The organism is Pantoea sp. RCC30.1, assembly GCF_058148845.1.
This window is the reverse complement of record NZ_JBXUHX010000002.1, coordinates 250,530-275,703: the sequence shown is the minus strand read 5'-3', so window position 1 is coordinate 275,703 and position 25,174 is coordinate 250,530. Positions and strand designations below refer to the sequence as shown.

Sequence of the window (25,174 nt, the reverse complement as noted above, 5' to 3'; positions counted from 1 at the left end):
TCGCCCGTTTTCGGGAACATCGCGCCAACCGTTTAAATGCGTGATTACAACAGCCATGATTAAATACCCGTTACGTGTGAACTTGTGTACTAGTTAACGGGTTCAGGGCGGAAATGTCAATAGCCTTTTTCACTGAGCGTTAAAATCGTTATCATGCTGGCCGGTTTAGTTTCAGCAGGAGTTCTCTTGAGCGATATCGCCCGTTTCCCGGTTTATGATTTACACAGCCACACGCGTGCCTCCGATGGCTTACTGACGCCAGCCGCGCTGGTGCAGCGAGCCGTTGAGATGCGTGTCGGCGTACTGGCGATCACCGATCACGACAGCGTTGCAGGGGTAGAGGAAGCGCAGCAAACGGCACTCGACCACGATTTACCAATAAAAGTGCTGGCAGGCGCAGAGATCTCCACGCTGTGGGAGAACCATGAGATTCACATCGTCGGCCTGAATATTGATATCCACCATCCGGCGATGGTGACGTTTCTTGCCGGACAACACGCCTGTCGGCAGACGCGGGCGGAAGAGATTGGTGAGCGACTCGCGAAGGCGCGTATACCGGATGCGCTGGCGGGTGCGCTGCGACTGGCGGATGGCGGCATCATTACCCGTGGTCACTTTGCTCGTTTTCTGATCGAGCAGGGCAAAGCGGAGAACATGGCGCAGGTATTCAAAAATTATCTGGCGCGTGGCAAAACCGGCTACGTGCCGCCACAATGGTGTACAATTAAACAAGCTATTGATGCGATTCATCATTCTGGTGGTTGTGCCGTGCTGGCCCATCCTGGCCGTTACGGATTATCGGCGAAGTGGCTCAAACGGCTGGTCGCCCATTTCCGTGAAGCGGGCGGCGATGCGATGGAAGTTGCGCAGTGCCAGCAGCCACCCAATGAACGCACGACACTGGCGCAATACGCCAGAGATAATGAACTGGCCGCATCACAAGGTTCTGATTTTCATCAACCCTGCCCGTGGATTGAGTTGGGCCGCAAACTCTGGCTGCCCGCGGCGGTTGAGCCGGTCTGGGAACGCTTCCCGGATCTCGCTCCCAGCCTGGCAATCATGGAAAGGTGACACGAGGTTTTTATGAGTCAATTGTTTCACATTCATCCGGACAACCCACAGCCGCGCCTGATCAGTCAGGCGGTTGACTACCTGAACAAAGGCAGCGTCATCGTATATCCTACCGATTCCGGCTATGCGCTGGGCTGTCGGCTGGAAGAGAAGGGCGCGATGGAGCGCATTTGCCGTATCCGTCAGCTCGATGGGCAGCACAACTTCACCCTGATGTGTCGGGATCTCTCTGAGCTGTCGGTCTATTCGCAGGTGGGCAACTCCGCCTTTCGCCTGCTGAAAAACAACACGCCAGGCAACTACACCTTTATTCTCAAGGCGACGAAAGAAGTGCCGCGTCGCCTGATGAATGAGAAGCGTAAGACCATTGGTCTGCGCGTGCCCTCCAACCCCGTGGCGCTGGCGCTGCTGGAAGCCCTGAATCAGCCGATGATGTCGACATCACTAATCCTGCCGGGCAACGATTTCACCGAGTCCGATCCGGAAGAGATTCAGCACAGTATTGGTAAGCTGGTCGATCTGATTATTGACGGCGGTACGCTGGGACAGCAGCCGACCACGGTGGTCGATCTGACCACCGATGCGCCGGAAATCGTGCGTGAAGGTGTGGGCGATACCCGCCCGTTCCTGTAATTAAGTCGGGCTTCAGACACCGCGGGTCGGTGTCTGAGCCAGATTCGACTCTAACCAGTTCTTAAACTGGCCGTAAGGAATATAAAGTGACACATCTTTCAGGATCACTTTGTTATTACGACCATTCTTAATCGAATCAGAATAGCCAACAATAACGCCGCTTAGCGTATCATCACGGTTATAAACACCGCCGCCCGACATTCCCTGAACCACGCCTGCGTTAGACGCCATTGCTATACAGGGACTCTTATTCCAGTCATTCCGAATCGCCGTGCGGGCTAAGTTCACCCCTGAGGATTCAACCGGCATCGCGGAAATAAAGCTGTAGCCATACATTTTAACGGGATCGCCGATGTCACCGCTGCGGAATTTAGCCAACGTGCCGGCATCATTTTTATGATAAATAATCGCAAGGTCGCAATAAGGATGATAAGACTTCACGCGCTGCACGGCAGTTTTAGCAACATGCGCAGCGGTGAGGCTATATTCAGGCGTCAGAGGTATGCTGGTGCCCAGCGTGCCGAGACCGAGGATCGTCGGAATGCCAGTCACGCTCATATCAACGTGCTGCATCGCCGTTCGACTGTACTCAGTGTGGCCCACAGAGCAACCGCTCAGGACCAGTGCAGCAAGCACCGGGCACAGAAACAGGTTTCTCATGATGGTTTTCTTTGTTCAGGCATGTCGGGAAATCCCTGGTGAAGATTTTTGACATGCAAGCAAGGTTCATCACTGAACCGTATTAACGCAACAGTCCGGATGCGCCGGTTTATTGGATTAATGTAAAAACGCTATTTTTATTTACGTATGAAATAAGCCAGAAGGTAATGTCGCAAGACCGCTTTATCGCGTGCTTTGCTTTTTTATTGTGCTGCTGAGATAAAGTGTATCAGCTTAATAGTGTCATGCAATTTATTAAATCTAATAAAAACAAAATGTCATGAGAAATAAGGTTTTAAATAAATCTTCTTTAAGAATAATCTGGCTTTTCCAAATTCACTGTTCACTTATGGTGGCTAAAATCAATCGACTAGTGCTTTATGCTGACTTTAATGTTTTTTGCAGGGGATTAAAAGCAAGAGTTAAACTCGGGAAGTGTAAGATAGTGCTAAGGTTTTCATCCTTAGAACATCACTTTGATGAAAAAGGAGTGGTTAGAAAATTTAATTGTCATCAGCTATAAAGTTTTCGACACTTTCGTTTTATTAAGCACATTTTCTTATCATATAGGGGGCATTATTTAATTCAGTATTAAGGATTATAAGATCTCAAATTATCAGAGGTTAAACCTTCTTTATTTATCGTTGGGTCATTCATAAAGCGCGTTACATCAGCGTTAAATGTCTGTATAATGGGGCAAACTTGCTAAGTTAACCTGTTGATTTAGAAAGGATTATCACCCAATTATGACGCCTGGGAAGGCGACAAAGAGGAAGCTCAATGAGCGAAAAGTTACAGAAAGTCTTAGCGCGTGCCGGTCATGGCTCGCGTCGTGAAATCGAATCAATGATTGCTGCTGGCCGTGTCAGCGTTGACGGCAAGATCGCTACCCTGGGCGACCGCGTTGAAAGCAGCAAATCCCTGAAAATCCGTATTGATGGCCATCTGGTATCGATTGCTGAATCAGCAACCGAAGTTTGCCGCGTGCTTGCTTACTACAAACCGGAAGGTGAACTCTGTACCCGCAGCGATCCTGAAGGCCGCCCAACGGTGTTTGACCGTTTGCCGCGTCTGCGCGGTTCACGCTGGATTGCCGTTGGCCGTCTTGATGTGAATACCTGTGGTCTGATGCTCTTCACCACCGACGGTGAACTGGCGAACCGCCTGATGCATCCGAGCCGTGAAGTGGAACGTGAATATGCGGTTCGCGTGTTTGGTCAGGTCGACGATGATAAAATTCGTCAGCTGAGCAAAGGCGTTCAGCTGGAAGATGGTCCGGCTGCCTTTAAAACCCTGAAGTTTGGCGGCGGAGAAGGCATCAACCAGTGGTACAACGTGACCCTGACTGAAGGACGTAACCGTGAAGTGCGTCGTTTGTGGGAAGCGGTCGGCGTGCAGGTTAGTCGTCTGATGCGTGTCCGCTACGGCGATATCACGTTACCAAAAGGCCTGCCACGCGGTGGCTGGACCGAACTGGATCTGCCAGCGGTGAACTACCTGCGTAACCTGGTGGAGCTGGATGATGAAACCGTCACCAAGCTGGTGGTCGAGAAAGATCGTCGTCGCACCAAGGCGAACCAGATTCGTCGTGCGGTGAAACGTCACAGCAAAGTGAGCAGCACCCCCCGTGCGCCACGCCGCAATCCGGGCAGCAAACGTAACTCCGGTTAATCCCGTTGCCCGATCGCGAAAAACGCAGCCCCAGGGCTGCGTTTTCTTTTTCTGCTACCAGTCAATCCCCTGCTGAGCCTGTATACCGGCATCAAATGCGTGCTTCACTGGCCGCATCTCCGTTACCGTATCCGCCATTTCAGTCAGGCTGCGATGACAGCCACGTCCGGTAATTATCACGCTCTGATGGGCCGGACGCTGTTGCAGGGCGGTAATCAAATCGTCCAGCGGCAGATAATCCATGCTGACCATATAGGTGATTTCGTCGAGCACTACCAGATCGAGCTGATCATCGGCCAGCATCCGTTTTGCATGCTGCCACACGGCCAGACAGGCAGCGGTATCCGTTTCGCGGTTCTGCGTGTCCCAGGTAAACCCGGTTGCCATCACCTGAAACTCGACACCGTGCTGTTCCAGCAGGTTACGCTCGCCATTTGGCCAGTCACCTTTAATAAACTGAATCGCCGCCGCACGCTTGCCATGTCCGGTGGCGCGGAGAGCCGTGCCAAAGGCTGCAGTGGTTTTGCCTTTGCCATTGCCGGTGAACACCATCAGGATGCCACGAACTTCGGTGGCCGCCGCAATGCGCGCATCGACCTGCTCTTTTAACCGCTGCTGGCGCTGTTGATGACGATCATCAGCCATTATTCCGCGGCTCCCGGTTTTCTGCCCGGCTGTGCATCAAAGCTGATACCGGTTTTGCGTCGGCTGTCATCACCCATCAGATAAAGGTAGAGCGGCATCAGATCGGCGGGGGTTTTCAGCTTATTAGCATCTTCCTGCGGGAATGCGCTGGCGCGCATTTTGGTGCGTGTGCCGCCGGGGTTAATACAGTTCACCCGCAGCGACTGAGTTTTATACTCATCAGCCAGCACCTGCATCATGCCTTCGGTGGCAAATTTAGAGACGGCGTAAGCGCCCCAGCCTGCGCGACCAGTGCGACCAACGCTGGAGGTGGTAAACACCAGTGAACCTGCATCTGACTTTAACAACAGCGGCAACAGCGCCTGCGTCAGGAAGAAGGTGGCATCCAGGTTGATGTTCATCACCTGCTGCCAGACCCGTGGGCCGAGTTCCGCCAGCGGCACAATCTCACCAAGGATACCGGCGTTATGCAGCACGCCGTCAAGACGCGGAAACTGCTGTGACAGCTGTTCTGCTATCTGGTGGCAACGTTCCGGTGTTGCATCGGCCAGATCGAAAACCACGGAATGAGCAGGGCATTGATTAAGTTGACTGATGGCCTGTTCGACCTGCTGAAGTTTCTCAGGATTTCTGCCCATGAGGATCACTTCAGCGCCATAACGGGCGTAAGTCAGCGCCGCTTCCCGGCCAATGCCATCTGAAGCGCCAGTAACCAGGATAATACGGTGATTGAGCAGGTCGCTTTTCGGTTGATAATGCACAGTGGGTTCCTCCGGCGAAAACAGCATGATTCCGCTTTATGCCTGAATTTATGAATGGGCGCAATCGCCAACCCACGCATTCTGTGCCAGCTGCTGGCATTTCAGGCGACGGAGCAGGGCAAAACGGCTAAACTGGCGAACTGTTTTTGATTCTCAATTACTAAGGCGACCTGATGGATTTTATTTCAACGTATGGACTATTTTTAGCGAAAGCGGTGACACTGGTGGTTGCCGTCGCTGCGATTGTCATGATTATCATGAATGCCGCGTTACGCAAACGGGCACAAAGCGGTCAGCTTCGCCTGACTCATCTGGGTGATGACTATCAGCAGATGAAAGAGGATTTACAGCTGGCAAAAATGCAGCCTCAGGCGCAGAAAGTCTGGCTGAAGAATCATAAAAAAAGCGAAAAGCTGAAAGCCAAAGCGGAAAAGCAGGCAGCGAAGCAGGGCCGTACTGACACAGTTAAACCGACGCTCTATGTGCTCGATTTCAAAGGCAGCATGGATGCTGGTGAGGTGGCCTCACTACGTGAAGAGATTTCAGCCGTGCTGGCGGTGAAGCAGCCTGGCGATGAGGTGCTGCTGCGTCTTGAAAGTCCTGGCGGAGTGGTACATGGCTATGGTCTGGCGGCCTCGCAGCTGCAGCGTCTGCGCGATCAGGGGCTGCGCATCACGGCAGCCGTGGATAAAGTGGCGGCCAGCGGCGGTTACATGATGGCATGCGTGGCCGATCGTATTGTGGCAGCGCCGTTCTCGATCATTGGCTCCATCGGCGTGGTTGCGCAGATCCCGAACTTTAACCGCCTGCTGAAGCGTAACGATATCGATGTTGAGCTGCATACTGCAGGGCAGTACAAGCGCACGCTGACGCTGTTTGGTGAGAACACCGAAGAGGGACGTGAGAAATTCCAGGAAGATCTCGACGAAACGCACCTGCTATTCAAGCAGTTTGTTCACCAGATGCGCCCGACGCTCGATATTGACCGGGTGGCAACCGGTGAACACTGGTATGGCCGACAGGCGCTGGATCTGGGTCTTATTGACGAAATCGGCACCAGCGATGATCTGATCATCCGTCAGATGGATCAGTTCAACGTGCTCGGCGTGCATTACGCCCGCCGCCGCAAAATGATGGACCGCTTTACCCAGAGCGCCGGTTCGGTGGCAGAGGGCCTGCTGCTGAAACTCTGGCAGCGCGGCGAGAAGCCACTGCTCTGATGCGAAACCCGGCCCGTGCCGGGTTTTTTATTCCAGGTGGTAGAGCGGCGACAGCACCACGGCAAGGTATTTAAAGACGTTAAACACCGCTGTGGTTTTCGCGGTTGGCAATCCCTCTGCATCGAGAAAAAACGGTCCGCGAAATACCAGCACATCCCCTTGCTGAATCACCTCATCCGCCTGCATGCCCGCCAAATAATCATCATGTTCTTTGATCAGCGCATTGGCCTTTTCCAGCAATGTCTGGCGGGAAATAGCTTCAGTCGATCTTTGCATCTATTCACTCCTTTTTCACAGCATCCTGATTCCTTCTATATTACTGTCCAGTCAGGCGGCGTGACAAATCGGTCTGAACGATGAAAACCTGGCGTAAGTTCGGGCTGAGTGCTAATTAAGTTGCGTAACAGATTTTATCAGGTAGAGTGTGGGCGATTCCGATTTCAGGGATTTTGCACCGGGATGTGCGAAGAGTTCAGATTGAAAAAGCATGTTTTATCATGTAGTTGCATAACGCCATATCGTCTGATCTGAGATTGACCCCTCCGCCTTGAAATGTTAAACAGGCGCAGCAATATTGAACCCAATGGGTTTTTGGGCATCCAATCCTCTCCCGTTAAGCAGGATGTTTTCATTAGGTAAAGGTAAATATGGGTAAAGCACTCGTTATTGTTGAGTCCCCGGCAAAGGCTAAAACAATCAATAAATACCTGGGCAGTGACTACGTGGTTAAATCCAGCGTTGGTCATATCCGGGATCTGCCGACCAGTGGTTCAACCGCGAAGAAGAGTGCTGACGCCTCGACTGAAAAGAAAGCCAAAGACGCTGCGACTGACAAGAAAGTCAAAAAAGTTAAAAAAGATGAGAAAGCCGCACTCGTTAGCCGCATGGGTGTTGACCCTTATCACGGCTGGGAAGCGAATTATCAGATTCTGCCCGGCAAAGAGAAAGTCGTTGCGGAACTGAAGGCGTTAGCCGCCAATGCTGACCACATCTATCTCGCAACCGACCTTGACCGCGAAGGGGAAGCCATTGCCTGGCACCTGCGGGAAGTGATCGGTGGTGACGACTCACGCTTCAGCCGCGTGGTCTTTAACGAAATTACCAAAAATGCGATTCGTCAGGCGTTTGAAAAGCCGGGCGAACTGAATATTGATCGGGTGAATGCTCAGCAGGCGCGTCGTTTCATGGACCGCGTGGTGGGCTACATGGTCTCGCCACTGCTGTGGAAGAAGATCGCCCGTGGTCTCTCTGCCGGCCGGGTGCAATCCGTTGCCGTTCGCCTGGTGGTGGAACGTGAACGTGAGATCAAAGCCTTTGTTCCCGAAGAGTACTGGGAAGTTAATGCCGCGCTGACCACGCCGAAAGGCGATGAGCTGTCGATGGACGTAACGCACAAAGGCGATAAAGCCTTCCGTCCGGTCAACCGCGACGAGACTTATGCCGCCGTCGCGCTGCTGGAAAAAGCACGCTATGAGATCGTCGATCGTGAAGATAAGCCGACCAGCAGCAAGCCGGGCGCGCCTTATATCACTTCGACGCTGCAGCAGGCTGCCAGCACCCGTCTAGGCTTTGGCGTCAAGAAGACCATGATGATGGCCCAGCGCCTGTACGAAGCGGGTCACATCACTTACATGCGTACCGATTCGACCAACCTGAGTCAGGATGCGGTGGCGATGGCGCGTGGCTATATCGAAAGCAATTTCGGTAAAAAGTATCTGCCTGAAACTGCCATTACCTACGCCAGCAAAGAGAACTCCCAGGAAGCGCACGAAGCGATTCGTCCTTCTGATGTGGAGGTTTTGGCTGAACAACTGAAAGATATGGAAGCGGATGCGCAGAAACTCTATCAGCTGATCTGGCGTCAGTTTGTGGCCTGTCAGATGACACCGGCCAAATATGACTCCAGCACCATTACTGCGGCGGCGGGTGAATTTAAACTCAAAGCGAAAGGCCGCATTCTGCGGTTCGACGGCTGGACGAAAGTGATGCCAGCGCTGCGTAAGAATGATGAAGATCGTACGCTGCCTGCGGTAACGGTGGGTGATGTTCTGGACCTGCAACAGTTACTGCCTGGCCAGCACTTCACCAAACCACCGGCGCGCTTCAGCGAAGCGTCACTGGTGCGTGAGCTGGAGAAGCGCGGCATTGGCCGTCCATCGACCTATGCTGCCATCACCTCGACCATTCAGGATCGTGGCTACGTGCGGGTGGAAAACCGCCGTTTCTATGCGGAAAAAATGGGTGAAATCGTCACCGATCGTCTGGAAGAGAACTTCCGCGAACTGATGAACTATGATTTCACCGCCCGCATGGAGAGTAGCCTCGACCAGGTTGCCAACAACGAAGCGCAATGGAAAGCGGTGCTCGACCACTTCTTCACCGACTTTACTCAGCAGCTTGAACTGGCTGAGAAAGATCCTGAAGAGGGCGGTATGCAGCCGAACCAGATGGTGCTGACCTCCATTGAGTGTCCGACCTGTAGCCGTCAGATGGGGATTCGTACCGCCAGTACCGGCGTCTTCCTGGGCTGTTCCGGCTATGCGCTGCCACCTAAAGAGCGCTGCAAACAGACCATCAACCTGATTCCGGAAAATGAAGTCCTCAATATTCTGGAAGGGGATGATGCTGAGACCAACGCCCTGCGTGCCCGTCGTCGCTGCCAGAAGTGTGGCACGGCCATGGACAGCTATCTGATCGACAACGAACGTAAACTGCATGTCTGTGGTAATAACCCGGAATGTGATGGTTACGAAATCGAGAAGGGCGAATTCCGCATCAAAGGCTATGACGGCCCGATAGTGGAGTGCGAGAAGTGTGGTTCTGAAATGCACCTGAAGATGGGACGCTTTGGTAAATACATGGCGTGTACCAACGAAGAGTGCAAAAACACCCGCAAAATACTGCGTAGTGGTGAAGTCGCACCGCCAAAAGAAGATCCGGTTCCACTGCCAGAACTGGCGTGTGAGAAGTCAGATGCTTACTTCGTGTTGCGTGACGGCGCAGCGGGTGTTTTCCTCGCGGCCAACACCTTCCCTAAATCACGCGAAACGCGTGCGCCGCTGGTGGAAGAGCTTCAGCGTTTCAGGGATCGTCTGCCTGAGAAGCTGAAATACCTGGCTGACGCGCCAGCAGCCGATCCGGAAGGCAACAAAGCGATGGTGCGCTTCAGCCGGAAGACCAAACAGCAATATGTCTCCTCTGAAAAAGAGGGCAAGGCAACGGGCTGGTCCGCCTTCTATATAGATGGCAAATGGCAGGTCGCGAAGAAGTAATCCCTACAGGCCAGCGTTTGCTGGCCTTTTTTGCGCTATTACGGTTTCGTCAGTGACATACAGGCCAGCGCTCGCTGGCCTTTTTCTGAGCCTTATATCAATCCGTTCTACTCTCTCACTTAAACTGATATAGTTGTTATAGCATTTCCGACCTTTCCTGATGCATAGCATCTCTTTACCCTCGCGACTATACGTCAACCGGGGATGCGACTCTGTAACTTACCGGGATGGAATAGATATGAAATTACAGCAGTTGCGCTATATCGTTGAAGTGGTCAATCACAATCTCAACGTCTCTTCGACGGCGGAAGGTCTCTACACCTCTCAACCCGGCATCAGTAAACAAGTGCGTATGCTGGAAGATGAACTGGGCGTGCAAATCTTTGCCCGCAGCGGTAAACATCTCACCCAGGTCACACCTGCAGGGGAAGAGATCATCCGTATAGCGCGTGAAGTTCTCTCCAAAGTGGATGCGATCAAATCAGTGGCCGGTGAGCACACCTGGCCGGATAAAGGCTCGCTCTATGTCGCAACCACGCACACCCAGGCACGCTATGCGCTGCCAGGGGTGATCAAAGGCTTTATTGAACGCTATCCTCGCGTCTCTTTGCACATGCATCAGGGTTCTCCGACTCAAATCGCCGAAGCGGTCTCCAAGGGCAATGCGGATTTTGCGATTGCCACCGAAGCGCTGCATCTCTATGACGATTTAATCATGCTGCCGTGCTACCACTGGAACCGGGCGATTGTCGTCACGGCTGATCATCCGCTGGCGGGGAAAGGGCAGGTGACTATCCAGGAGCTGGCTGAATATCCGCTGGTGACTTACACCTTTGGCTTTACCGGGCGTTCAGAACTGGATACGGCCTTCAACCGGGCAGGATTAACGCCACGTATTGTTTTCACCGCTACCGACGCCGACGTTATCAAAACTTATGTCCGGTTAGGTCTGGGCGTGGGTGTTATCGCCAGCATGGCGGTGGATCCGGTGGCCGATCCTGACCTGATTCGCATAGAAGCCGCCGACATCTTTACCAACAGCACCACCAAGATTGGCTTCCGCCGCAGCACCTTCCTGCGCAGCTATATGTATGATTTTATCCAACGTTTTGCGCCACACCTGACGCGCGACGTGGTGGATACCGCGGTGGCGTTGCGCTCTAATGAAGACATTGAGGCGATGTTTAAAGATATCAAACTGCCGTTTAAATAGAGTTTACGCTTCTCACTTACACTTAAGGCTGCCCGGTGCAGCCTTTTTTGTCTCCAGGCTTTAGCGCCAAAAGAGACTCAAAAGTTTTTATGATTTTTTTGTAAATGAAACATTGATCACATGTTTCCCCATCGGGCTTTCTTAAATGCGAATTACAACACATTTTTAACTATGTCACTTTGCGGCTAGCCAGGATAATTCCCATACTCCAGTTAAGAGCCAACGTGGGAAGCCAGTAAAAATAAGGTTCTTAAGTGTTACCTATAGTTTTAAGTGGATCTGTTTTTAAATTAACTCAAATTTTTTAGCTGTCTGTTTAAATAAATATTTGTTCCGGAGTTAATGATTTCTAACGTTACTGAAGTCTATTGATTAATACCGTTAATCGTTTTACTCAATAAAAATAACTGGATTTTTGGCCTTAACGCGTTTAGGATTACTCCTAAATCTTAATCGATGTTATCAATCATTTTGTTGAGAGTGATTATCAAAAACTATGAATACACGACTGACTGTACAACCGGGTTTCCCGGCAAAAAGCACCAAGGTTGAGCGTACTGGCAACACTCGTCGCAATGCCTGGTTAACTGTATTCGCTGCCTCTGCGCTGTTCTGGGTGGTTGTAGCGTTAATGATCTGGCGTATCTGGGGCTAAAGCCATGTGGGCAAACACACTCAGCCATAAACGTTCCCTGACCTCACGTCAGCACAAGCCGGTTACCTGCAAAGGAAAAGAACCACTTGCAAAGGACGAGAAAGTGTCTATCCCCGAGTCATGGGATTTGAGTGATAACCAGAGACTTTTTATTGAGTCATTTCTGGACCCTATAAATAAATAACGTTTTCATACCAGCGGTTAGTGACTGTTCTTTTATTACCGGAGTTTCCGGCGGGCTTTTTTAAATGCCCCTTTCCACATCCTGTACGACCAAAGGGTGTCGCCTTTTCAGATAGGGTGACCGCAAAAACTTTTACGCCCGATTCCGGCGAAGGAGTGAACCAAATGAATATGATAAAAATGTCCTGGCTCAGCGCGTATGCTTTCTCCTTTGCGTTCTGGTCTGCGGCGGTGTGGATAACGCTCTAATTTGAATTAAAATCACCTTTTTTATGATGCCTCGTGACTTCACGGGGCATTTTCGTTTATGCGCGATTGTAGCAATTTGTGTTGTAATCAAAACGTTAACGAATTTGTGGTCTATCTTTAACATAAACCTTTGTCTCTCTAAGGTTTAAGACCATGAATGAAAAGGAGGAGCTATGTCGTCTACCCTACGCGAGCAAAGTCAGGAAATACTGCAGGTCGACACCAATAAATATCACATCTTCAGTCTTCCCCGCGCTGCTCAACAACTCGGCAATATCGATAGCCTGCCCAAATCTCTCAAAGTTTTGCTGGAAAATTTACTGCGCTGGCAGGATGGTGACTCCGTTACTGCAGAGGACATTCAGGCGCTGGTTGACTGGCAAAAAGATGCCCACGCCGATCGTGAAATCGCCTATCGTCCCGCCCGCGTATTAATGCAGGATTTTACCGGCGTACCCGCCGTGGTTGACCTGGCGGCGATGCGCGAAGCGGTGAATCGCCTGGGTGGCGATGTGGCCAAAGTAAATCCGTTATCGCCCGTCGATCTGGTTATCGATCACTCGGTCACGGTTGATCATTTTGGCGACGATGACGCCTTTGAAGAAAACGTCCGGCTGGAGATGGAGCGTAACCATGAGCGCTACGTCTTCCTGCGCTGGGGCCAGAAAGCGTTTGATAAATTCCGCGTCGTGCCGCCGGGAACCGGCATCTGCCATCAGGTGAACCTCGAGTATCTCGGCAAAGCGATCTGGCATGAAACAGTTAACGGTGAAGAGTATGCCTGGCCCGATACGCTGGTCGGCACGGACTCCCACACCACCATGATCAACGCGCTGGGCGTGCTGGGATGGGGAGTAGGGGGAATCGAAGCCGAAGCCGCCATGCTCGGTCAGCCTGTCTCCATGCTGATCCCCGATGTGGTGGGTTTCAAACTCACTGGCAAACTAAAGCCAGGGATTACTGCTACCGACCTGGTGCTGACCGTCACCCAGATGCTGCGTAAACATGGTGTTGTGGGCAAATTCGTTGAGTTTTACGGTGATGGCCTGGCCGATCTGCCGCTGGCAGACCGCGCGACCATCGCCAACATGGCACCGGAATATGGCGCGACCTGCGGTTTCTTCCCGGTTGATGACGTCACCCTGAGCTACATGACACTGACCGGCCGCGATGCCGAACAGGTCGCCTTAGTGGAAGCCTATGCCAAAGCGCAAGGTCTGTGGCGCAATCCGGGCGATGAGCCGCGCTTTACCAGTACCCTGGCGCTGGATATGAACGAAGTGGAGTCAAGCCTCGCCGGACCAAAACGTCCGCAGGATCGGGTATCACTGGGCGATGTGCCGGCTGCGTTTGATGCCAGCAATGAGCTGGAAGTGAATCAGGCGCAGAAAGCGCATAAAAATGTCGAATATACCGACAGCGATACCGGACTGACTCATACGCTGACCGATGGCGCGGTCGTGATCAGTGCGATTACCTCCTGTACCAACACCTCTAATCCCAGCGTTCTGATGGCGGCTGGCTTACTGGCGAAGAAAGCGGTCGAGCGTGGTCTGAAACGCCAGCCGTGGGTTAAAGCTTCACTGGCGCCAGGTTCTAAGGTGGTTTCCGATTATCTGGCCGTCGCGCAACTGACCTCGTATCTCGACGCGCTGGGCTTTAACCTGGTCGGTTATGGCTGCACTACCTGTATTGGTAACTCCGGCCCGCTGAAAGATGAGATTGAGTCTGCGATTAAAGCGGGCGATCTGACGGTAGGGGCTGTGCTGTCCGGCAACCGTAACTTTGAAGGTCGTATTCATCCGCTGATTAAAACCAACTGGCTGGCGTCACCACCGCTGGTGGTGGCCTATGCGCTGGCCGGTAACATGAAGATCAACCTGCAGACGGAGCCGCTGGGCCACGATCGCCAGGGCCAGCCGGTTTATCTGAAAGATATCTGGCCGTCGCCGGAAGAGATCGCCACAGCCGTGCAGCAGGTCACCAGCGACATGTTCCACAAAGAGTACGCCGAAGTCTTCGATGGCACGCCCGAGTGGCAGGAGATTAAGGTCAGTGAAGCGGCAACTTACGACTGGGATGAGGGCTCGACCTACATCCGTCTGTCGCCATTCTTTGATGATATGGAGAAAGAGCCTAAGCCGGTGCAGGATATTCGCGGTGCGCGGGTGCTTGCCTTGCTGGGCGACTCCGTCACCACTGACCATATTTCGCCAGCGGGCAGCATTAAGGCGGAAAGTCCGGCCGGGCGTTATCTGCTGTCACACGGCGTTGAGCGCAACGACTTTAACTCCTATGGTTCCCGTCGCGGTAACCATGAAGTGATGATGCGCGGTACGTTCGCCAACATCCGTATCCGCAATGAGATGGTGCCGGGCGTGGAGGGCGGTTACACCCGCCACTATCCGAGTGGCGAACAGCTGGCCATCTATGACGCGGCGATGAAGTATCAGGCGGAAGGCGTGCCACTGGCGGTGATTGCCGGTCTTGAGTATGGCTCTGGTTCAAGTCGCGACTGGGCGGCTAAAGGACCCCGGCTGCAGGGTGTCCGGGTCGTGATTGCGGAGTCTTTTGAGCGAATTCACCGCTCGAACCTGATCGGGATGGGGATTCTGCCGCTGGAATTCCCGCAGGGCGTAACCCGCAAAACCCTGGGATTGACCGGTGAAGAGCGTATCGATGTGGAGAATCTTCAGGCATTGACGCCAGGCTGCAGCGTGAAAGTAACGCTGACCCGTGCTGACGGCAGTAAGGAAGAGCTGGATACCCGCTGTCGCATTGATACCGGTAATGAGCTGACCTATTACCGCAATGACGGCATCCTGCACTACGTTATCCGCAATATGCTGGACTGACAAAAAGCCGGGGAGACCCGGCTTTTTCATTTATGACTTCGGCAGCAGATGCCCCATCTTTTCCGCTTTCGTATCCAGATAGTGCGCATTCTTTGGGTTACGTCCCACGACCAGCGGCACACGCTCAAGAATGTTGATCCCGGCTTCGCTCAGGATCTCCACTTTGCGTGGGTTATTGGTCAGCAGACGCACTTCATTAACGCCCAGCAGTTTGAACATATCGGCGCACAGGGTGAAGTCGCGCTCATCGGCGGCAAAGCCCAGCTGATGGTTCGCTTCTACGGTGTCATAACCTTTGTCCTGCAACGCATAGGCGCGGATCTTATTCAGCAGGCCAATATTACGGCCTTCCTGACGGTGATAAAGCAGCACGCCGCGACCCTCTTCCGCGATGGCATTGAGTGCGGCTTCCAGCTGAAAACCACAGTCGCAACGCAGGCTGAAGAGTGCATCGCCGGTCAGGCATTCGGAGTGAACGCGTGCCAGTACCGGCTCGTTATCGTTAATATCACCAAAGACCAGTGCAACGTGGTCATGTCCGGTTGCCAGTTCTTCAAAACCAACCATCAGGAAATCTCCCCATGGCGTGGGCAGTTTGGCTTCTGCCACCCGTTTAAGCTGCATGTGACTCTCCAGAACCTTCAGAGGATGCACTATCATCATGATAGTGCACAGGCCGGTGTGGCCCGACAAACGTGCAATATTGTGCCACAACCCGCAAGCGGGCTGGTAATCTCTGATACCAATTGCAGTGATAAAGCACAATTATCCAATCGGCAACGGTTATGTTATTCTTTTTTAAGCTAAAGTTATGCAATTGTTGTCTTTTAACACCGGGATAAGGGAAGAGGATGTTTAAGATTTCGCGTCGAACCACCTTCGGAATGCTGCTGCTGCTGATCATGCCAGTTGCCGTCTGGCTTACCGGCTGGCGCTGGCAGCCGGGTGAAAGCAATGCGGTGCTGAAAGGTCTCTTCTGGATGACCGAAACCGTCACCAACCCGTGGGGCATTGTCACCAGCGTGCTGCTGAGTGCCTGGATGCTCTGGTGCCTGCGCTTTCGCCTGAAGCCCGCCATTCTGCTGCTGCTGATCATGAACGCGACGATTCTGGCCGGGCAATACACCAAATCCTTTATCAAAGAGCAGGTTCAGGAGCCGCGTCCCTATGTGATCTGGCTGGAACAGCATCACGGGCTGGATGATAAGACCTTCTACGAACTCAAACGCAAACAGCGTGGCGAGATGGTGACCTCGCTGATTGCCGATGAGACGCAGATCCCAGGCTGGCTGAAACGGCACTGGGCGTTTGAAACCGGTTTTGCTTTTCCATCAGGCCATACAATGTTTGCCGCCAGCTGGGCGCTGCTGGCATTGGGTCTGCTCTGGCCGCGTCGTCACTATAAAACCGTGGTGGTGATTTTCCTGTGGGCCACTGGCGTGATGGCGAGCCGTCTGCTGCTGGGCATGCACTGGCCGCGCGATCTGGCAATGGCAACTGTACTTTCCTGGATACTGGTCACCGTTGCCACCTGGCTGGCACAGCGTTTCTGTGGCCCGCTGACGCTTCCGCCGGAAGAGCAAAAAGAGGTGGCGCAGCGGGAGCCCTGATTGTAATTCACCCTTAAGACCCCATATTATTAGGCAGGCCTGCGCAAAAGCGACTCGCCCGATGCTGCTGGGAGCAGCATTTTTGCTGGAGTTTTGGCATAATTCTACCTGACAACCTCACAACAGGATACACTGTGAAATATTTGCTGATTTTTTTAGTGGTACTGGTCATTTTCATTATTTCCGTCACCCTGGGTGCGCACAACGATCAGGTCATTACTTTTAACTATCTGCTGGCGCAGGGTGAGTTCAGCATCTCGACCTTACTGGCATCACTGTTTGGCGCAGGTTTCGTGCTTGGCTGGATCATCTGCGGTCTGTTCTGGTTACGGACCCGCGTCTCCCTGGCGAATGCCAACCGGAAAATTAAGCGTATGCAGACTCAAATCGAGCAGAGCACCGCTCTGGCGACCACGCCCTCTTCTCCGGCTGGCCGGGAATAATCCCCGATGCATGAATTGCTGTTTCTGTTACTGCCGGTGGCGGCTGCGTATGGCTGGTATATGGGCCGTCGCAGTGCGCATCAGGACAAGCAACAGGAAGCCAACCGACTCTCTCGTGAGTATGTCGCTGGCGTAAACTTCCTGCTATCAAATCAGCAGGACAAAGCGGTCGACCTGTTCCTCGATATGCTGAAAGAGGACAGCGGCACGGTTGAAGCGCACCTGACGCTGGGTAACCTGTTCCGGTCCCGCGGGGAAGTTGACCGCGCCATCCGCATCCATCAGGCATTAATGGAAAGTGCTTCCCTGAGCTACGAGCAACGTCTGCTCGCCGTGCAGCAACTCGGTCGCGACTATATGGCGGCGGGCTTATATGACCGCGCCGAAGATATGTTCAAGCAGCTAACCGACGAAACTGACTTTCGGGTGGGCGCGCTGCAGCAGTTGCTGCTGATCCATCAGGCAACCAGCGACTGGCAGCAGGCGATTGAGGTTGCAGAACGACTGGTTAAGCTCGGCAAAGAGAAGCAGAAAGGCGAAATCGCCCACTTCTACTGCGAACTGGCGTTACAGGCAATGAGCAGCGATGACCTGGATCGTGCGATGAGCCTGCTGAAGAAAGGGGAGGCGGCCGATCGCAATAGCGCACGCATCTCTATCATGATGGGCCGAATTCTGATGGAGAAAGAGGATTTCGCCAAAGCCGTTGGTCATCTTCAACGTGTGCTGGATCAGGATAAAGAGCTGGTCAGTGAAACGCTGGGCATGCTGGAAACCTGTTTCCAGCGCCTCAATCAACCAGAAGCCTGGGCTGACTTCCTGCAGCGCTGCGTGGAAGAGAACACCGGCGCGGCAGCAGAACTCTATCTGTCAGACATTCTTGAGCAGCAGCAGGGTGCTGAAGCGGCGCAGAACTACATCAGCCGTCAGCTGCAGCGGCATCCGACAATGCGCGTGTTCCATCGCCTGATGGATTTAAACCTGCACGAAGCGGAAGAGGGCCGCGCTAAAGATAGCCTTATGGTGCTGCGTGATATGGTTGGCGAACAGATCCGTACTAAGCCGCGCTATCGCTGCCAGAAGTGTGGTTTTACCGCTCACGCACTCTACTGGCACTGCCCATCCTGCCGCACCTGGTCATCCGTTAAACCTATTCGCGGTCTCGACGGCCAGTAAAAAGGCCGTTTCAGACTTATCGACAGCGCCCATTATAGTTACAACATACTATGTATATAATTATATTACAGCCCTCAGCAGCCGTGCAAAAATTGCCAGGCAGAGGAGCAATGGCGATTGTGATGGTCAGACACCGCAGGTAGAATGCTTGCCGTTTGTCTATTGCGCCTGCGGGTGCCAACTGCAGAGGAAATGTCATGCCTTCACTCCACAACGTGACCGCTTCGCCGATTCTGGTCGCGCTGGATTATCATAACCTCGACAGCGCCCTGCGTTTCGTCGACCAGATCGATCCCCGCAGTTGCCGTCTGAAAGTGGGCAAAGAGATGTTTACGCTGTTTGGCCCTTCTCTGGTTAAAACACTGCAGCAGCGCGGCTTTGAAGTTTTCCTCGATCTGAAATTCCACGATATTCCCAATACCACCGCACACGCCGTGGCGGCCGCTGCCGATCTGGGTGTCTGGATGGTCAATGTCCATGCCAGTGGCGGGGCGCGCATGATGAATGCGGCGCGTGAGGCGCTGCTTCCCCTGGGTAAAGATGCACCGCTGCTGATTGCGGTGACTGTACTGACCAGCATGGATGCAGACGATCTCAAAGGGCTGGGAATCACGCTTTCTCCAGCTGAACAGGCAGAGCGGCTGGCGAAGCTGACACAGTCGTGTGGGCTGGATGGAGTGGTCTGTTCCGCGCATGAAGCGGTTCACTTCAAACAGGTTCTGGGGCAGGACTTTGCGCTGGTCACGCCGGGGATTCGCCCGACTGGCAGTGATGCAGGCGATCAGCGTCGCATCATGACTCCCCAGCAGGCAAAGCAGGCGGGCGTGGACTACATGGTCATCGGGCGTCCGATCACCCAATCTGCCGATCCCGCTGCCACCCTGCAGGCAATCCTGGACAGTCTGGAGACACAATAATGGCAGATGATAATCGACTCGTTTACTCCACCGACAGCGGACGCATTACCCAGCCGGAGACCAAAGCGGAACGGCCAAAAGGGGATGGCATTGTGCGCATCCAGCGTCAGACCAGCGGACGTAAAGGCAAAGGCGTCTGCCTGATCACCGGCATCGACCTGGATGATGCGGCACTCACGCTGCTGGCGGCTGAACTGAAAAAGAAGTGCGGCTGTGGCGGTTCGGTAAAAGAGGGCGTGATCGAAATTCAGGGTGATAAACGCGATTTACTGAAAAGTCTGCTGGAAGCCAAAGGCATGAAGGTAAAACTGGCGGGCGGCTGAATAAAAAATCGGGCTACCCGAGTAGCCCGATTGTCATGTAGATGCTTAGCGTAGCCGACTATTCTTTTAATAAGGTCCTTAGTGGACCTGATGACCGATAATACCACCGACAGCGGCGCCACCGACTGTGCCGAGTGCGCTACCATTGGTCAATACTGAACCCCCAATCGCACCCGCGCCCGCGCCGATGGCGGTGTTGCGGTCACGCTTGGACCAGTTAGAACAGCCGCTCAGTGCAACAGCTAACGTGGTCGCCAGTACAACGGCAGTGATTCGTTTCATTGTTATTGTCATACCCTTCTCCTTTGATGTGCTCACAGAGGCAACACTCTTAGTATAGCTCCGATATTTCCTCAGCCCGCTTGTGTCGCATCATTGCCGCATCCGTGACGGCATAGAAATGTGATCACCATGGACAAACCGTTTGTAGCGGGTGAGTCACAATGCCGACCCAGCAGAACAGGTCCACACATTGCCTGAGGGGATTCTAAGCGTTCTGCAATAATTCCGAAGATAGAAAATTCTGAAATCACGACACATTTTTGCATTCACAGCCATTCCTTCTGCGTTTATAGCCATTTGCTCCATAACCCTTTGGCGTCCGACTCCGCAAAATTCAGGGACGATTGTCAGCAGGAGAAAAGGCATGCTGGAACACCTTAAACAACAGGTTCTGGAAGCGAATCTGGATCTACCTAAATACAACCTGGTGACCTTCACCTGGGGCAATGTCAGCGCTATTGATCGCGAACAGGGTTTGTTGGTGATTAAACCTTCCGGCGTGCGCTATGAGGTGATGAAGCGTGACGACATGGTCGTCGTCGATCTGGCGAGTGGCAATGTGGTGGAAGGGGATAAACGCCCTTCATCGGACACGGCGACGCACCGTGCGCTCTATCTCGCCTGGCCGGAAGTCGGTGGCATTGTCCATACCCATTCGCGTCATGCGACCATCTGGGCACAGGCAGGACGACCGATTCCGGCCTGGGGAACCACCCACGCCGACGATTTCTATGGCGAGATCCCCTGCAGCCGCGCGATGCGCAACGAAGAGATTCAGCACGAATACGAGTGGAACACTGGCGAAGTGATTATCGAGACCTTCGCGCAGCGCGGATTGTCACCCTCAGCAATTCCTGGGGTGCTGGTCAACTCACATGGTCCGTTTGCCTGGGGCAAAGATGCCCACGCTGCCGTACACAGTGCGGTGGTGCTGGAGGAGGTGGCGTACATGGGCCTGTTCAGCCAGCAGTTGACGCCTGACCTGCCGCCGATTAACCAGACGCTGCTTGACCTGCATTATCTGCGAAAGCATGGCGAGAATGCCTGGTACGGGCAAAAATAACGAAAGGGACGCTATGGCGTCCCGTTTTTTTAGTCTCTTTTGAGACTGGTATGGCGATCCCTATCATATTTATCAAAACAAAAGATCAAAAAAAGTAAAACATCGTTTCATTTTATCGAGGGGATCACTGTTTTAGTCACACCAGGTCACTACTTTGCTTGCATCGCCTTCGGGCACTTCCCGCTCTAACACAGGCATAGCAAAGGTGACACCCATATGCACATCAAACGGGCTATAGACAAAATTCCGGGCGGCATGATGCTCATTCCGCTGTTTATCGGCGCACTCTGTCATACGTTCTCTCCCGGAGCCGGCAAATACTTCGGTTCGTTCACCAACGGTCTGATGACCGGCACGGTGCCGATTCTGGCCGTCTGGTTCTTCTGTATGGGCGCGTCGATTAAGCTCAGCGCGACCGGAACGGTGCTGCGTAAATCGGGCACGCTGGTGCTCACCAAAATTGCCGTGGCATGGGTAGTGGCCGCCATCGCCTCACGCGTGATGCCGGAGAATGGTGTAGAAGTGGGGATGTTCGCCGGTTTATCGACGCTTGCGCTGGTGGCCGCGATGGATATGACTAATGGCGGCCTCTATGCCTCAATCATGCAGCAGTACGGTTCTAAAGAGGAAGCGGGCGCCTTTGTACTGATGTCGCTGGAGTCCGGGCCATTAATGACCATGGTTATCCTGGGTACCGCCGGTATCGCTTCATTTGAGCCGCATGTGTTTGTCGGCGCTGTCCTGCCGTTTGTGGTGGGATTTGCATTAGGGAATCTTGATCCGGAGCTGCGCGAGTTCTTCGGTAAAGCTGTACATACGCTGATCCCGTTCTTCGCCTTTGCCCTGGGTAACACCATTAACCTGGGCGTGATTGCGGAAACCGGACTGCTGGGCATCATGCTCGGCGTGGCCGTGATTATCATTACCGGTATCCCGCTTATTCTGGCCGATCGGCTGATTGGCGGCGGGGATGGCACGGCTGGCATCGCGGCATCCAGTACGGCTGGCGCGGCGGTTGCCACACCGGTGCTGATTGCCGAAATGCTGCCGCAGTTTAAACCGATGGCTCCTGCGGCAACGGCGCTGGTTGCGACTTCTGTCATTGTGACCTCTGTTCTGGTGCCAATCATTACCGCCATCTATTCAAAACGTCTTAAGCGTCTTCATGTTGCCGTCGGGCAGCGTGCCGCTATTAAGTAACCTACCTAATCAATCCCCGGCGCGCGAGTCGGGGATCACTCTGGATTTTGTGTTGTAAATCAATCTCTCATTTGGTCTGGCCTCACTCTGCATTACGCTGATGTGGCGTATTTTACGCATCAAAATATAAACAGAGGATGAGACAATGACAGTTATTAACCAAGCAACGTGCAGATTATTTACCGAAGTCGGCAACACCACGCAGTTAGTCGCCTATTACGAAGAAGGGCGTCGTACCATGTGGATGATGTTGCGTGCCCAACCCCGTCCTAGCTTCAACCATGAGCTGATTGAGGAGATCATGAACCTGAGCTATGCCGCTCAGCGTTCTGGTCTGCCAATCGATTTCTGGGTCACCGGTTCACTGGTGCCGCAGATGTTCAACGCCGGTGGTGATTTACGCTTCTTCGTTGAGTGCATTCGCAATAACCGCCGTGAGGCACTGCGGGCCTATGCCCGTGCCTGCGTTGACTGCATCCATTCGGCAGCACGCGGTTTTGATACCGGCGCGGTGACGCTGGCGATGATTGAGGGCAGTGCGTTAGGCGGCGGATTCGAAGCGGCGCTTGCGCATCATTTCATTCTGGCGCAGAACAATGCGCGGATGGGCTTCCCGGAAATCGCCTTTAACCTGTTTCCCGGCATGGGCGGCTACTCGCTGGTGGCGCGTCGTTCCGGCATGAAACTGGCTGAGGAGTTGATCTGTGAAGGGGAGTCCCACAGTGCGGAGTGGTATGAGACGCGCGGACTGGTGGATAAAGTTTTCCAGCCGGGCGACAGCTACCGTGCCACTCGCACCTTTATCGATACGTTACGGCCAAAACTCAATGGCGTGCGGGCTATGCTGAAAGCGCGTCAGCGCGTGCTGCAATTGTCACGCGCCGAGCTGATGGATATCACAGAAGACTGGGTCGATTACGCGTTTACCATCGAACCCAAAGACATTGCTTACATGGAACGCCTGGTCCAGTTACAGAACCGCCACAGCGCATCACTGCGTAAAGCGGGTTAATCTGAACCAGCGTTAAACGCGGGCAGGATGCTTAGCCAGCCAATGCCCAAATTGTTCCGCGGGCATTGGTTTTGCGTAATAGTAACCCTGACGCCCATCGACACCACTTTTAAGGACAAACTTCTCTTCATCCGGAGTCTCAATACCTTCCGCAATCACCTGCAAATCGAGCGCCTTGGCGACGGCGACGATAGCACGCACCAGCGATTGTGAAACCGGCTGCTTGTTAATATCGCGGATAAAGCTTTGGTCGAGTTTAATCGCATTGATCGGCACACGCGCCAGCTGAGAAAGCGAAGAGTAACCGGTACCAAAGTCATCCAGATGAACCTGTGCGCCCAGCTCCTGGAACTGCTTCATCAACCGCAGGGCTTCGGCTTCATTCTCAATCAGACAGCTTTCAGTCAGCTCGATATCAATCGGACAGTCGGTCATATTGGCCTCGTGCAGCGCCTGCTTCAGGTCGGTATAGATGCTTTGATCGATCAGCTGACGTGCCGACACGTTGACGGCGACGCGCAGGAAAATGCCCTGCTGGCGCCAGAGGATAATCTGCTTCAGCACATTGAGCATCACCCAGCGTCCTAGCGGTACAATCAGTCCCGACTCTTCAGCATAGGGAATGAAATCCGCGGGAGAGACCAGACCACGCTCAGGTGAGTTCCAGCGCACCAGGGCTTCGGCGCTGCGAACCTGGCCATCGCTGTCGATCTTCGGCTGGTAATGGACCAGCAGATGATCCAGCTCCAGCGCCTTGCGCAGGTTGGTGTCCAGCCACAGATACTCAAAGACACGCTGATTCATCTCGGCCGCAAAGACGCAAAATTTGCCGCGACCGTTCTCTTTGGCGTGATACATCGCGGTATCCGCATTGCGAATCAGGCTTTCGCGATCCTCGCCATGCAGCGGCGCGAAGGCGATGCCGATAGAACAGCCGCTGTAAACTTCGATCAGTCCGATTCGGAAAGGCTGACGCAGGCGCTCAAGAATGCGGGAGGACATCGCCTCCAGCGCCGCCTGGCTGGTGTGCTCAGCCAGCACCACAAACTCATCACCACCCAGACGACCCAGAGTCTGGTCTTTACCCAGACAGCTAAGAATCGCCAGTGAGACAGCCTGCAGTAACTGATCGCCGAACATATGACCGTAGGCGTCATTCACTTTTTTGAAATTATCGAGATCGAGGTAGACCACGCCGGTCTGATCGCTCTCCGCTCGCTCCAGCGCCAGGCTAATCTGTTGATGAATTGCGTTGCGATTAGGCAAACCGGTCACCGTATCGGTGTTTGCCAGCACCCGAAGGCGTTCCTGGGCCCGTCGCTCCTCTGTGATATCTGTGCCAGAACAGATGAGGAAAATTTCATTTTTGCCACTGCCGCTGTGAACAAACTTATTACGAAACAAGAACAGTCGCTGGCCCTTTTTGGTTTTAACCCAGCGCTCAACCTCATAAGAGTTGCCGTCACGGAAGAAGCCCGCAATGTTGCGTCGCGACTGTGAGGCTTCCTGTTTGGTCATAAACAGCTGAAAGACGTTGCGGCCAATAACCTCATGCTCATTCAGACCGGTATATTCTTCACTGAGGCGGTTAAATCGCTGAATATTGCCGCGCTGATCGAGGATCACGATCACAGAATTGGCTTCAGAAACCACCTGTTCGGCGAATGAAAGACCCAGGGTTAAGTCGCGGGCGACCGCTGATGTATCGCCCCAGGCAGAGGCGGTTCCGGCCCATGAGGCCTGATTCACTTTGCGTCCGACAAAATGCATTGGCACATCAATGCCCTGCAGAGTCATGGTCAGATTAATACTTGAGGTGATGACCGGCATCGCGCGGATCATTGCGGCCTGGCCGGGTGTTAACGGCAGGGCGATATTGGTTTGTGACGACTCATCTTCGGCAAAATGCAACGCATCGCTGTCCGCGGTCAGACGCCAATGAGGGCTGGTTGTACCAAAAAGAGTGTACAACAACGTTTGCCCGTGTTCATCGGTCATGGAAACTTCCTCCGGGAAGTGCTCTGCAGGCGTTATCTCATTATTTTAGCAACAGTATTCAT

Annotated in this window: 24 protein-coding genes and 1 other annotated feature (1 of these 25 running past the window's edge); of the genes, 17 read left to right on the top strand and 7 right to left on the bottom strand. The window is 53.4% G+C overall.

Going from position 1 to position 25,174, the window contains the following annotated elements:
* Nucleotides 1-33 (bottom strand) — a sequence feature (Trp leader region); it reaches 69 nt to the left of the window's first position.
* A 153-nt stretch (nt 34-186) separates the two neighbouring features.
* Both rnm and AC2LB6_RS03870 read left to right on the top strand, forming a co-directional pair.
* The gene (gene rnm, locus AC2LB6_RS03875; protein WP_490092529.1) at nt 187-1,071 is read left to right on the top strand and encodes an RNase RNM; all 885 of its coding nucleotides are present in this window, start codon (nt 187-189) and stop codon (nt 1,069-1,071) included.
* Between the two features lie 12 nt (nt 1,072-1,083).
* Nucleotides 1,084-1,704 (top strand): L-threonylcarbamoyladenylate synthase, encoded by a 621-nt coding sequence (locus tag AC2LB6_RS03870; protein ID WP_490092528.1) that lies wholly within the window; start codon nt 1,084-1,086, stop codon nt 1,702-1,704.
* Nucleotides 1,705-1,716: 12 nt separating this feature from the next.
* Here AC2LB6_RS03870 and AC2LB6_RS03865 read toward each other — a convergent pair whose 3' ends face one another.
* Entirely contained in the window at nt 1,717-2,364 is a 648-nt protein-coding gene (locus tag AC2LB6_RS03865) for a serine protease (RefSeq protein ID WP_490092527.1), read from the bottom strand.
* Between the two features lie 780 nt (nt 2,365-3,144).
* Between AC2LB6_RS03865 and rluB the strand changes: the two genes are divergently transcribed.
* The gene (rluB, locus tag AC2LB6_RS03860) at nt 3,145-4,035 is read left to right on the top strand and encodes a 23S rRNA pseudouridine(2605) synthase RluB (protein WP_013358018.1); all 891 of its coding nucleotides are present in this window, start codon (nt 3,145-3,147) and stop codon (nt 4,033-4,035) included.
* Nucleotides 4,036-4,089: 54 nt separating this feature from the next.
* On the opposite strand, the gene cobO is transcribed toward rluB, so the two are convergent.
* Both cobO and AC2LB6_RS03850 read right to left on the bottom strand, forming a co-directional pair.
* The gene (gene cobO, locus AC2LB6_RS03855) at nt 4,090-4,680 is read right to left on the bottom strand and encodes a cob(I)yrinic acid a,c-diamide adenosyltransferase (RefSeq protein ID WP_490092526.1); all 591 of its coding nucleotides are present in this window, start codon (nt 4,678-4,680) and stop codon (nt 4,090-4,092) included.
* The gene (locus tag AC2LB6_RS03850; RefSeq protein WP_490092525.1) at nt 4,680-5,441 is read right to left on the bottom strand and encodes a YciK family oxidoreductase; all 762 of its coding nucleotides are present in this window, start codon (nt 5,439-5,441) and stop codon (nt 4,680-4,682) included. The genes cobO and AC2LB6_RS03850 overlap by 1 nt, the downstream gene beginning before the upstream one ends.
* A gap of 173 nt (nt 5,442-5,614) precedes the next feature.
* Here AC2LB6_RS03850 and sohB point away from each other — a divergent pair, with 173 nt between their 5' ends.
* The gene (sohB, locus tag AC2LB6_RS03845) at nt 5,615-6,661 is read left to right on the top strand and encodes a protease SohB (protein WP_490092524.1); all 1,047 of its coding nucleotides are present in this window, start codon (nt 5,615-5,617) and stop codon (nt 6,659-6,661) included.
* A gap of 27 nt (nt 6,662-6,688) precedes the next feature.
* On the opposite strand, the gene AC2LB6_RS03840 is transcribed toward sohB, so the two are convergent.
* On the bottom strand, nt 6,689-6,937 hold the full coding sequence (locus AC2LB6_RS03840; protein WP_490092523.1) for a YciN family protein: 249 nt from the start codon (nt 6,935-6,937) through the stop codon (nt 6,689-6,691).
* A gap of 371 nt (nt 6,938-7,308) precedes the next feature.
* Between AC2LB6_RS03840 and topA the strand changes: the two genes are divergently transcribed.
* The 5 genes from topA to acnA all read left to right on the top strand — a co-directional run bounded on the left by topA (nt 7,309) and on the right by acnA (nt 15,088).
* Nucleotides 7,309-9,933 carry a type I DNA topoisomerase gene (gene topA / locus AC2LB6_RS03835; RefSeq protein WP_490092522.1) on the top strand — a complete coding sequence of 875 codons (2,625 nt, stop codon included), beginning with the start codon at nt 7,309-7,311 and terminating at the stop codon, nt 9,931-9,933.
* A gap of 238 nt (nt 9,934-10,171) precedes the next feature.
* The gene (gene cysB, locus AC2LB6_RS03830) at nt 10,172-11,146 is read left to right on the top strand and encodes an HTH-type transcriptional regulator CysB (protein WP_490092521.1); all 975 of its coding nucleotides are present in this window, start codon (nt 10,172-10,174) and stop codon (nt 11,144-11,146) included.
* 496 nt (nt 11,147-11,642) lie between these two features.
* Nucleotides 11,643-11,801, top strand: a complete 159-nt coding sequence (locus tag AC2LB6_RS03825; RefSeq protein ID WP_003853864.1) for a YmiA family putative membrane protein — start codon at nt 11,643-11,645, stop codon at nt 11,799-11,801.
* A 4-nt stretch (nt 11,802-11,805) separates the two neighbouring features.
* Nucleotides 11,806-11,985, top strand: coding sequence for a hypothetical protein (locus AC2LB6_RS03820; RefSeq protein WP_490092520.1), 180 nt, complete (start codon nt 11,806-11,808; stop codon nt 11,983-11,985).
* A 421-nt stretch (nt 11,986-12,406) separates the two neighbouring features.
* Complete coding sequence (acnA, locus tag AC2LB6_RS03815) at nt 12,407-15,088, top strand: aconitate hydratase AcnA (protein ID WP_490092519.1); 2,682 nt, start codon at nt 12,407-12,409, stop codon at nt 15,086-15,088.
* Between the two features lie 30 nt (nt 15,089-15,118).
* Here acnA and ribA read toward each other — a convergent pair whose 3' ends face one another.
* Nucleotides 15,119-15,712 (bottom strand): GTP cyclohydrolase II, encoded by a 594-nt coding sequence (ribA, locus tag AC2LB6_RS03810; RefSeq protein WP_490092518.1) that lies wholly within the window; start codon nt 15,710-15,712, stop codon nt 15,119-15,121.
* 227 nt (nt 15,713-15,939) lie between these two features.
* On the opposite strand from ribA, the gene pgpB reads away from it, so the two are divergent.
* From pgpB to yciH, 5 genes are all read left to right on the top strand, one after another.
* On the top strand, nt 15,940-16,698 hold the full coding sequence (pgpB, locus tag AC2LB6_RS03805) for a phosphatidylglycerophosphatase B (RefSeq protein ID WP_136198461.1): 759 nt from the start codon (nt 15,940-15,942) through the stop codon (nt 16,696-16,698).
* A gap of 134 nt (nt 16,699-16,832) precedes the next feature.
* Nucleotides 16,833-17,141 carry a LapA family protein gene (locus AC2LB6_RS03800; RefSeq protein ID WP_010244487.1) on the top strand — a complete coding sequence of 103 codons (309 nt, stop codon included), beginning with the start codon at nt 16,833-16,835 and terminating at the stop codon, nt 17,139-17,141.
* A gap of 6 nt (nt 17,142-17,147) precedes the next feature.
* Nucleotides 17,148-18,317: a lipopolysaccharide assembly protein LapB gene (gene lapB, locus AC2LB6_RS03795; protein ID WP_490092517.1), complete on the top strand. Its 1,170-nt coding sequence runs from the start codon at nt 17,148-17,150 to the stop codon at nt 18,315-18,317.
* A gap of 197 nt (nt 18,318-18,514) precedes the next feature.
* On the top strand, nt 18,515-19,234 hold the full coding sequence (pyrF, locus tag AC2LB6_RS03790; RefSeq protein ID WP_490092516.1) for an orotidine-5'-phosphate decarboxylase: 720 nt from the start codon (nt 18,515-18,517) through the stop codon (nt 19,232-19,234).
* The gene (gene yciH, locus AC2LB6_RS03785) at nt 19,234-19,557 is read left to right on the top strand and encodes a stress response translation initiation inhibitor YciH (RefSeq protein ID WP_039660138.1); all 324 of its coding nucleotides are present in this window, start codon (nt 19,234-19,236) and stop codon (nt 19,555-19,557) included. Before pyrF ends, yciH begins: the two co-directional genes overlap by 1 nt.
* Before the next feature lie 78 nt (nt 19,558-19,635).
* Here the strand turns inward: yciH and osmB are convergent, their stop codons facing one another.
* The gene (gene osmB / locus AC2LB6_RS03780; protein ID WP_136198436.1) at nt 19,636-19,851 is read right to left on the bottom strand and encodes an osmotically-inducible lipoprotein OsmB; all 216 of its coding nucleotides are present in this window, start codon (nt 19,849-19,851) and stop codon (nt 19,636-19,638) included.
* A gap of 352 nt (nt 19,852-20,203) precedes the next feature.
* On the opposite strand from osmB, the gene araD reads away from it, so the two are divergent.
* The 3 genes from araD (at nt 20,204) to AC2LB6_RS03765 (ending at nt 23,114) form a co-directional block, all read left to right on the top strand.
* Nucleotides 20,204-20,902, top strand: coding sequence for an L-ribulose-5-phosphate 4-epimerase (gene araD / locus AC2LB6_RS03775; RefSeq protein WP_490092515.1), 699 nt, complete (start codon nt 20,204-20,206; stop codon nt 20,900-20,902).
* Between the two features lie 216 nt (nt 20,903-21,118).
* Complete coding sequence (kdgT, locus tag AC2LB6_RS03770) at nt 21,119-22,102, top strand: 2-keto-3-deoxygluconate transporter (protein ID WP_490092514.1); 984 nt, start codon at nt 21,119-21,121, stop codon at nt 22,100-22,102.
* Between the two features lie 145 nt (nt 22,103-22,247).
* Nucleotides 22,248-23,114 (top strand): crotonase/enoyl-CoA hydratase family protein, encoded by an 867-nt coding sequence (locus AC2LB6_RS03765; RefSeq protein WP_003853843.1) that lies wholly within the window; start codon nt 22,248-22,250, stop codon nt 23,112-23,114.
* Nucleotides 23,115-23,126: 12 nt separating this feature from the next.
* Here the strand turns inward: AC2LB6_RS03765 and pdeR are convergent, their stop codons facing one another.
* A complete protein-coding gene (gene pdeR, locus AC2LB6_RS03760; RefSeq protein WP_490092513.1) occupies nt 23,127-25,112 on the bottom strand; it encodes a cyclic di-GMP phosphodiesterase in 1,986 nt (661 codons plus the stop codon).
* Between the last annotated feature and the right edge of the window lie 62 nt (nt 25,113-25,174).

Excerpts from the sequence above, each read along its gene's own strand:
- AC2LB6_RS03870 (WP_490092528.1), top strand. The coding sequence starts at position 1,084 with ATGAGTCAATTGTTTCACATTCATCCGGACAACCCACAGCCGCGCCTG.
- AC2LB6_RS03865 (WP_490092527.1), bottom strand. The coding sequence starts at position 2,364 with ATGAGAAACCTGTTTCTGTGCCCGGTGCTTGCTGCACTGGTCCTGAGC.
- rluB (WP_013358018.1), top strand. The coding sequence starts at position 3,145 with ATGAGCGAAAAGTTACAGAAAGTCTTAGCGCGTGCCGGTCATGGCTCG.
- cobO (WP_490092526.1), bottom strand. The coding sequence starts at position 4,680 with ATGGCTGATGATCGTCATCAACAGCGCCAGCAGCGGTTAAAAGAGCAG.
- sohB (WP_490092524.1), top strand. The coding sequence starts at position 5,615 with ATGGATTTTATTTCAACGTATGGACTATTTTTAGCGAAAGCGGTGACA.
- AC2LB6_RS03840 (WP_490092523.1), bottom strand. The coding sequence starts at position 6,937 with ATGCAAAGATCGACTGAAGCTATTTCCCGCCAGACATTGCTGGAAAAG.
- topA (WP_490092522.1), top strand. The coding sequence starts at position 7,309 with ATGGGTAAAGCACTCGTTATTGTTGAGTCCCCGGCAAAGGCTAAAACA.
- cysB (WP_490092521.1), top strand. The coding sequence starts at position 10,172 with ATGAAATTACAGCAGTTGCGCTATATCGTTGAAGTGGTCAATCACAAT.
- AC2LB6_RS03825 (WP_003853864.1), top strand. The coding sequence starts at position 11,643 with ATGAATACACGACTGACTGTACAACCGGGTTTCCCGGCAAAAAGCACC.
- AC2LB6_RS03820 (WP_490092520.1), top strand. The coding sequence starts at position 11,806 with ATGTGGGCAAACACACTCAGCCATAAACGTTCCCTGACCTCACGTCAG.
- acnA (WP_490092519.1), top strand. The coding sequence starts at position 12,407 with ATGTCGTCTACCCTACGCGAGCAAAGTCAGGAAATACTGCAGGTCGAC.
- ribA (WP_490092518.1), bottom strand. The coding sequence starts at position 15,712 with ATGCAGCTTAAACGGGTGGCAGAAGCCAAACTGCCCACGCCATGGGGA.
- pgpB (WP_136198461.1), top strand. The coding sequence starts at position 15,940 with ATGTTTAAGATTTCGCGTCGAACCACCTTCGGAATGCTGCTGCTGCTG.
- lapB (WP_490092517.1), top strand. The coding sequence starts at position 17,148 with ATGCATGAATTGCTGTTTCTGTTACTGCCGGTGGCGGCTGCGTATGGC.
- pyrF (WP_490092516.1), top strand. The coding sequence starts at position 18,515 with ATGCCTTCACTCCACAACGTGACCGCTTCGCCGATTCTGGTCGCGCTG.
- yciH (WP_039660138.1), top strand. The coding sequence starts at position 19,234 with ATGGCAGATGATAATCGACTCGTTTACTCCACCGACAGCGGACGCATT.
- osmB (WP_136198436.1), bottom strand. The coding sequence starts at position 19,851 with ATGACAATAACAATGAAACGAATCACTGCCGTTGTACTGGCGACCACG.
- araD (WP_490092515.1), top strand. The coding sequence starts at position 20,204 with ATGCTGGAACACCTTAAACAACAGGTTCTGGAAGCGAATCTGGATCTA.
- kdgT (WP_490092514.1), top strand. The coding sequence starts at position 21,119 with ATGCACATCAAACGGGCTATAGACAAAATTCCGGGCGGCATGATGCTC.
- AC2LB6_RS03765 (WP_003853843.1), top strand. The coding sequence starts at position 22,248 with ATGACAGTTATTAACCAAGCAACGTGCAGATTATTTACCGAAGTCGGC.
- pdeR (WP_490092513.1), bottom strand. The coding sequence starts at position 25,112 with ATGACCGATGAACACGGGCAAACGTTGTTGTACACTCTTTTTGGTACA.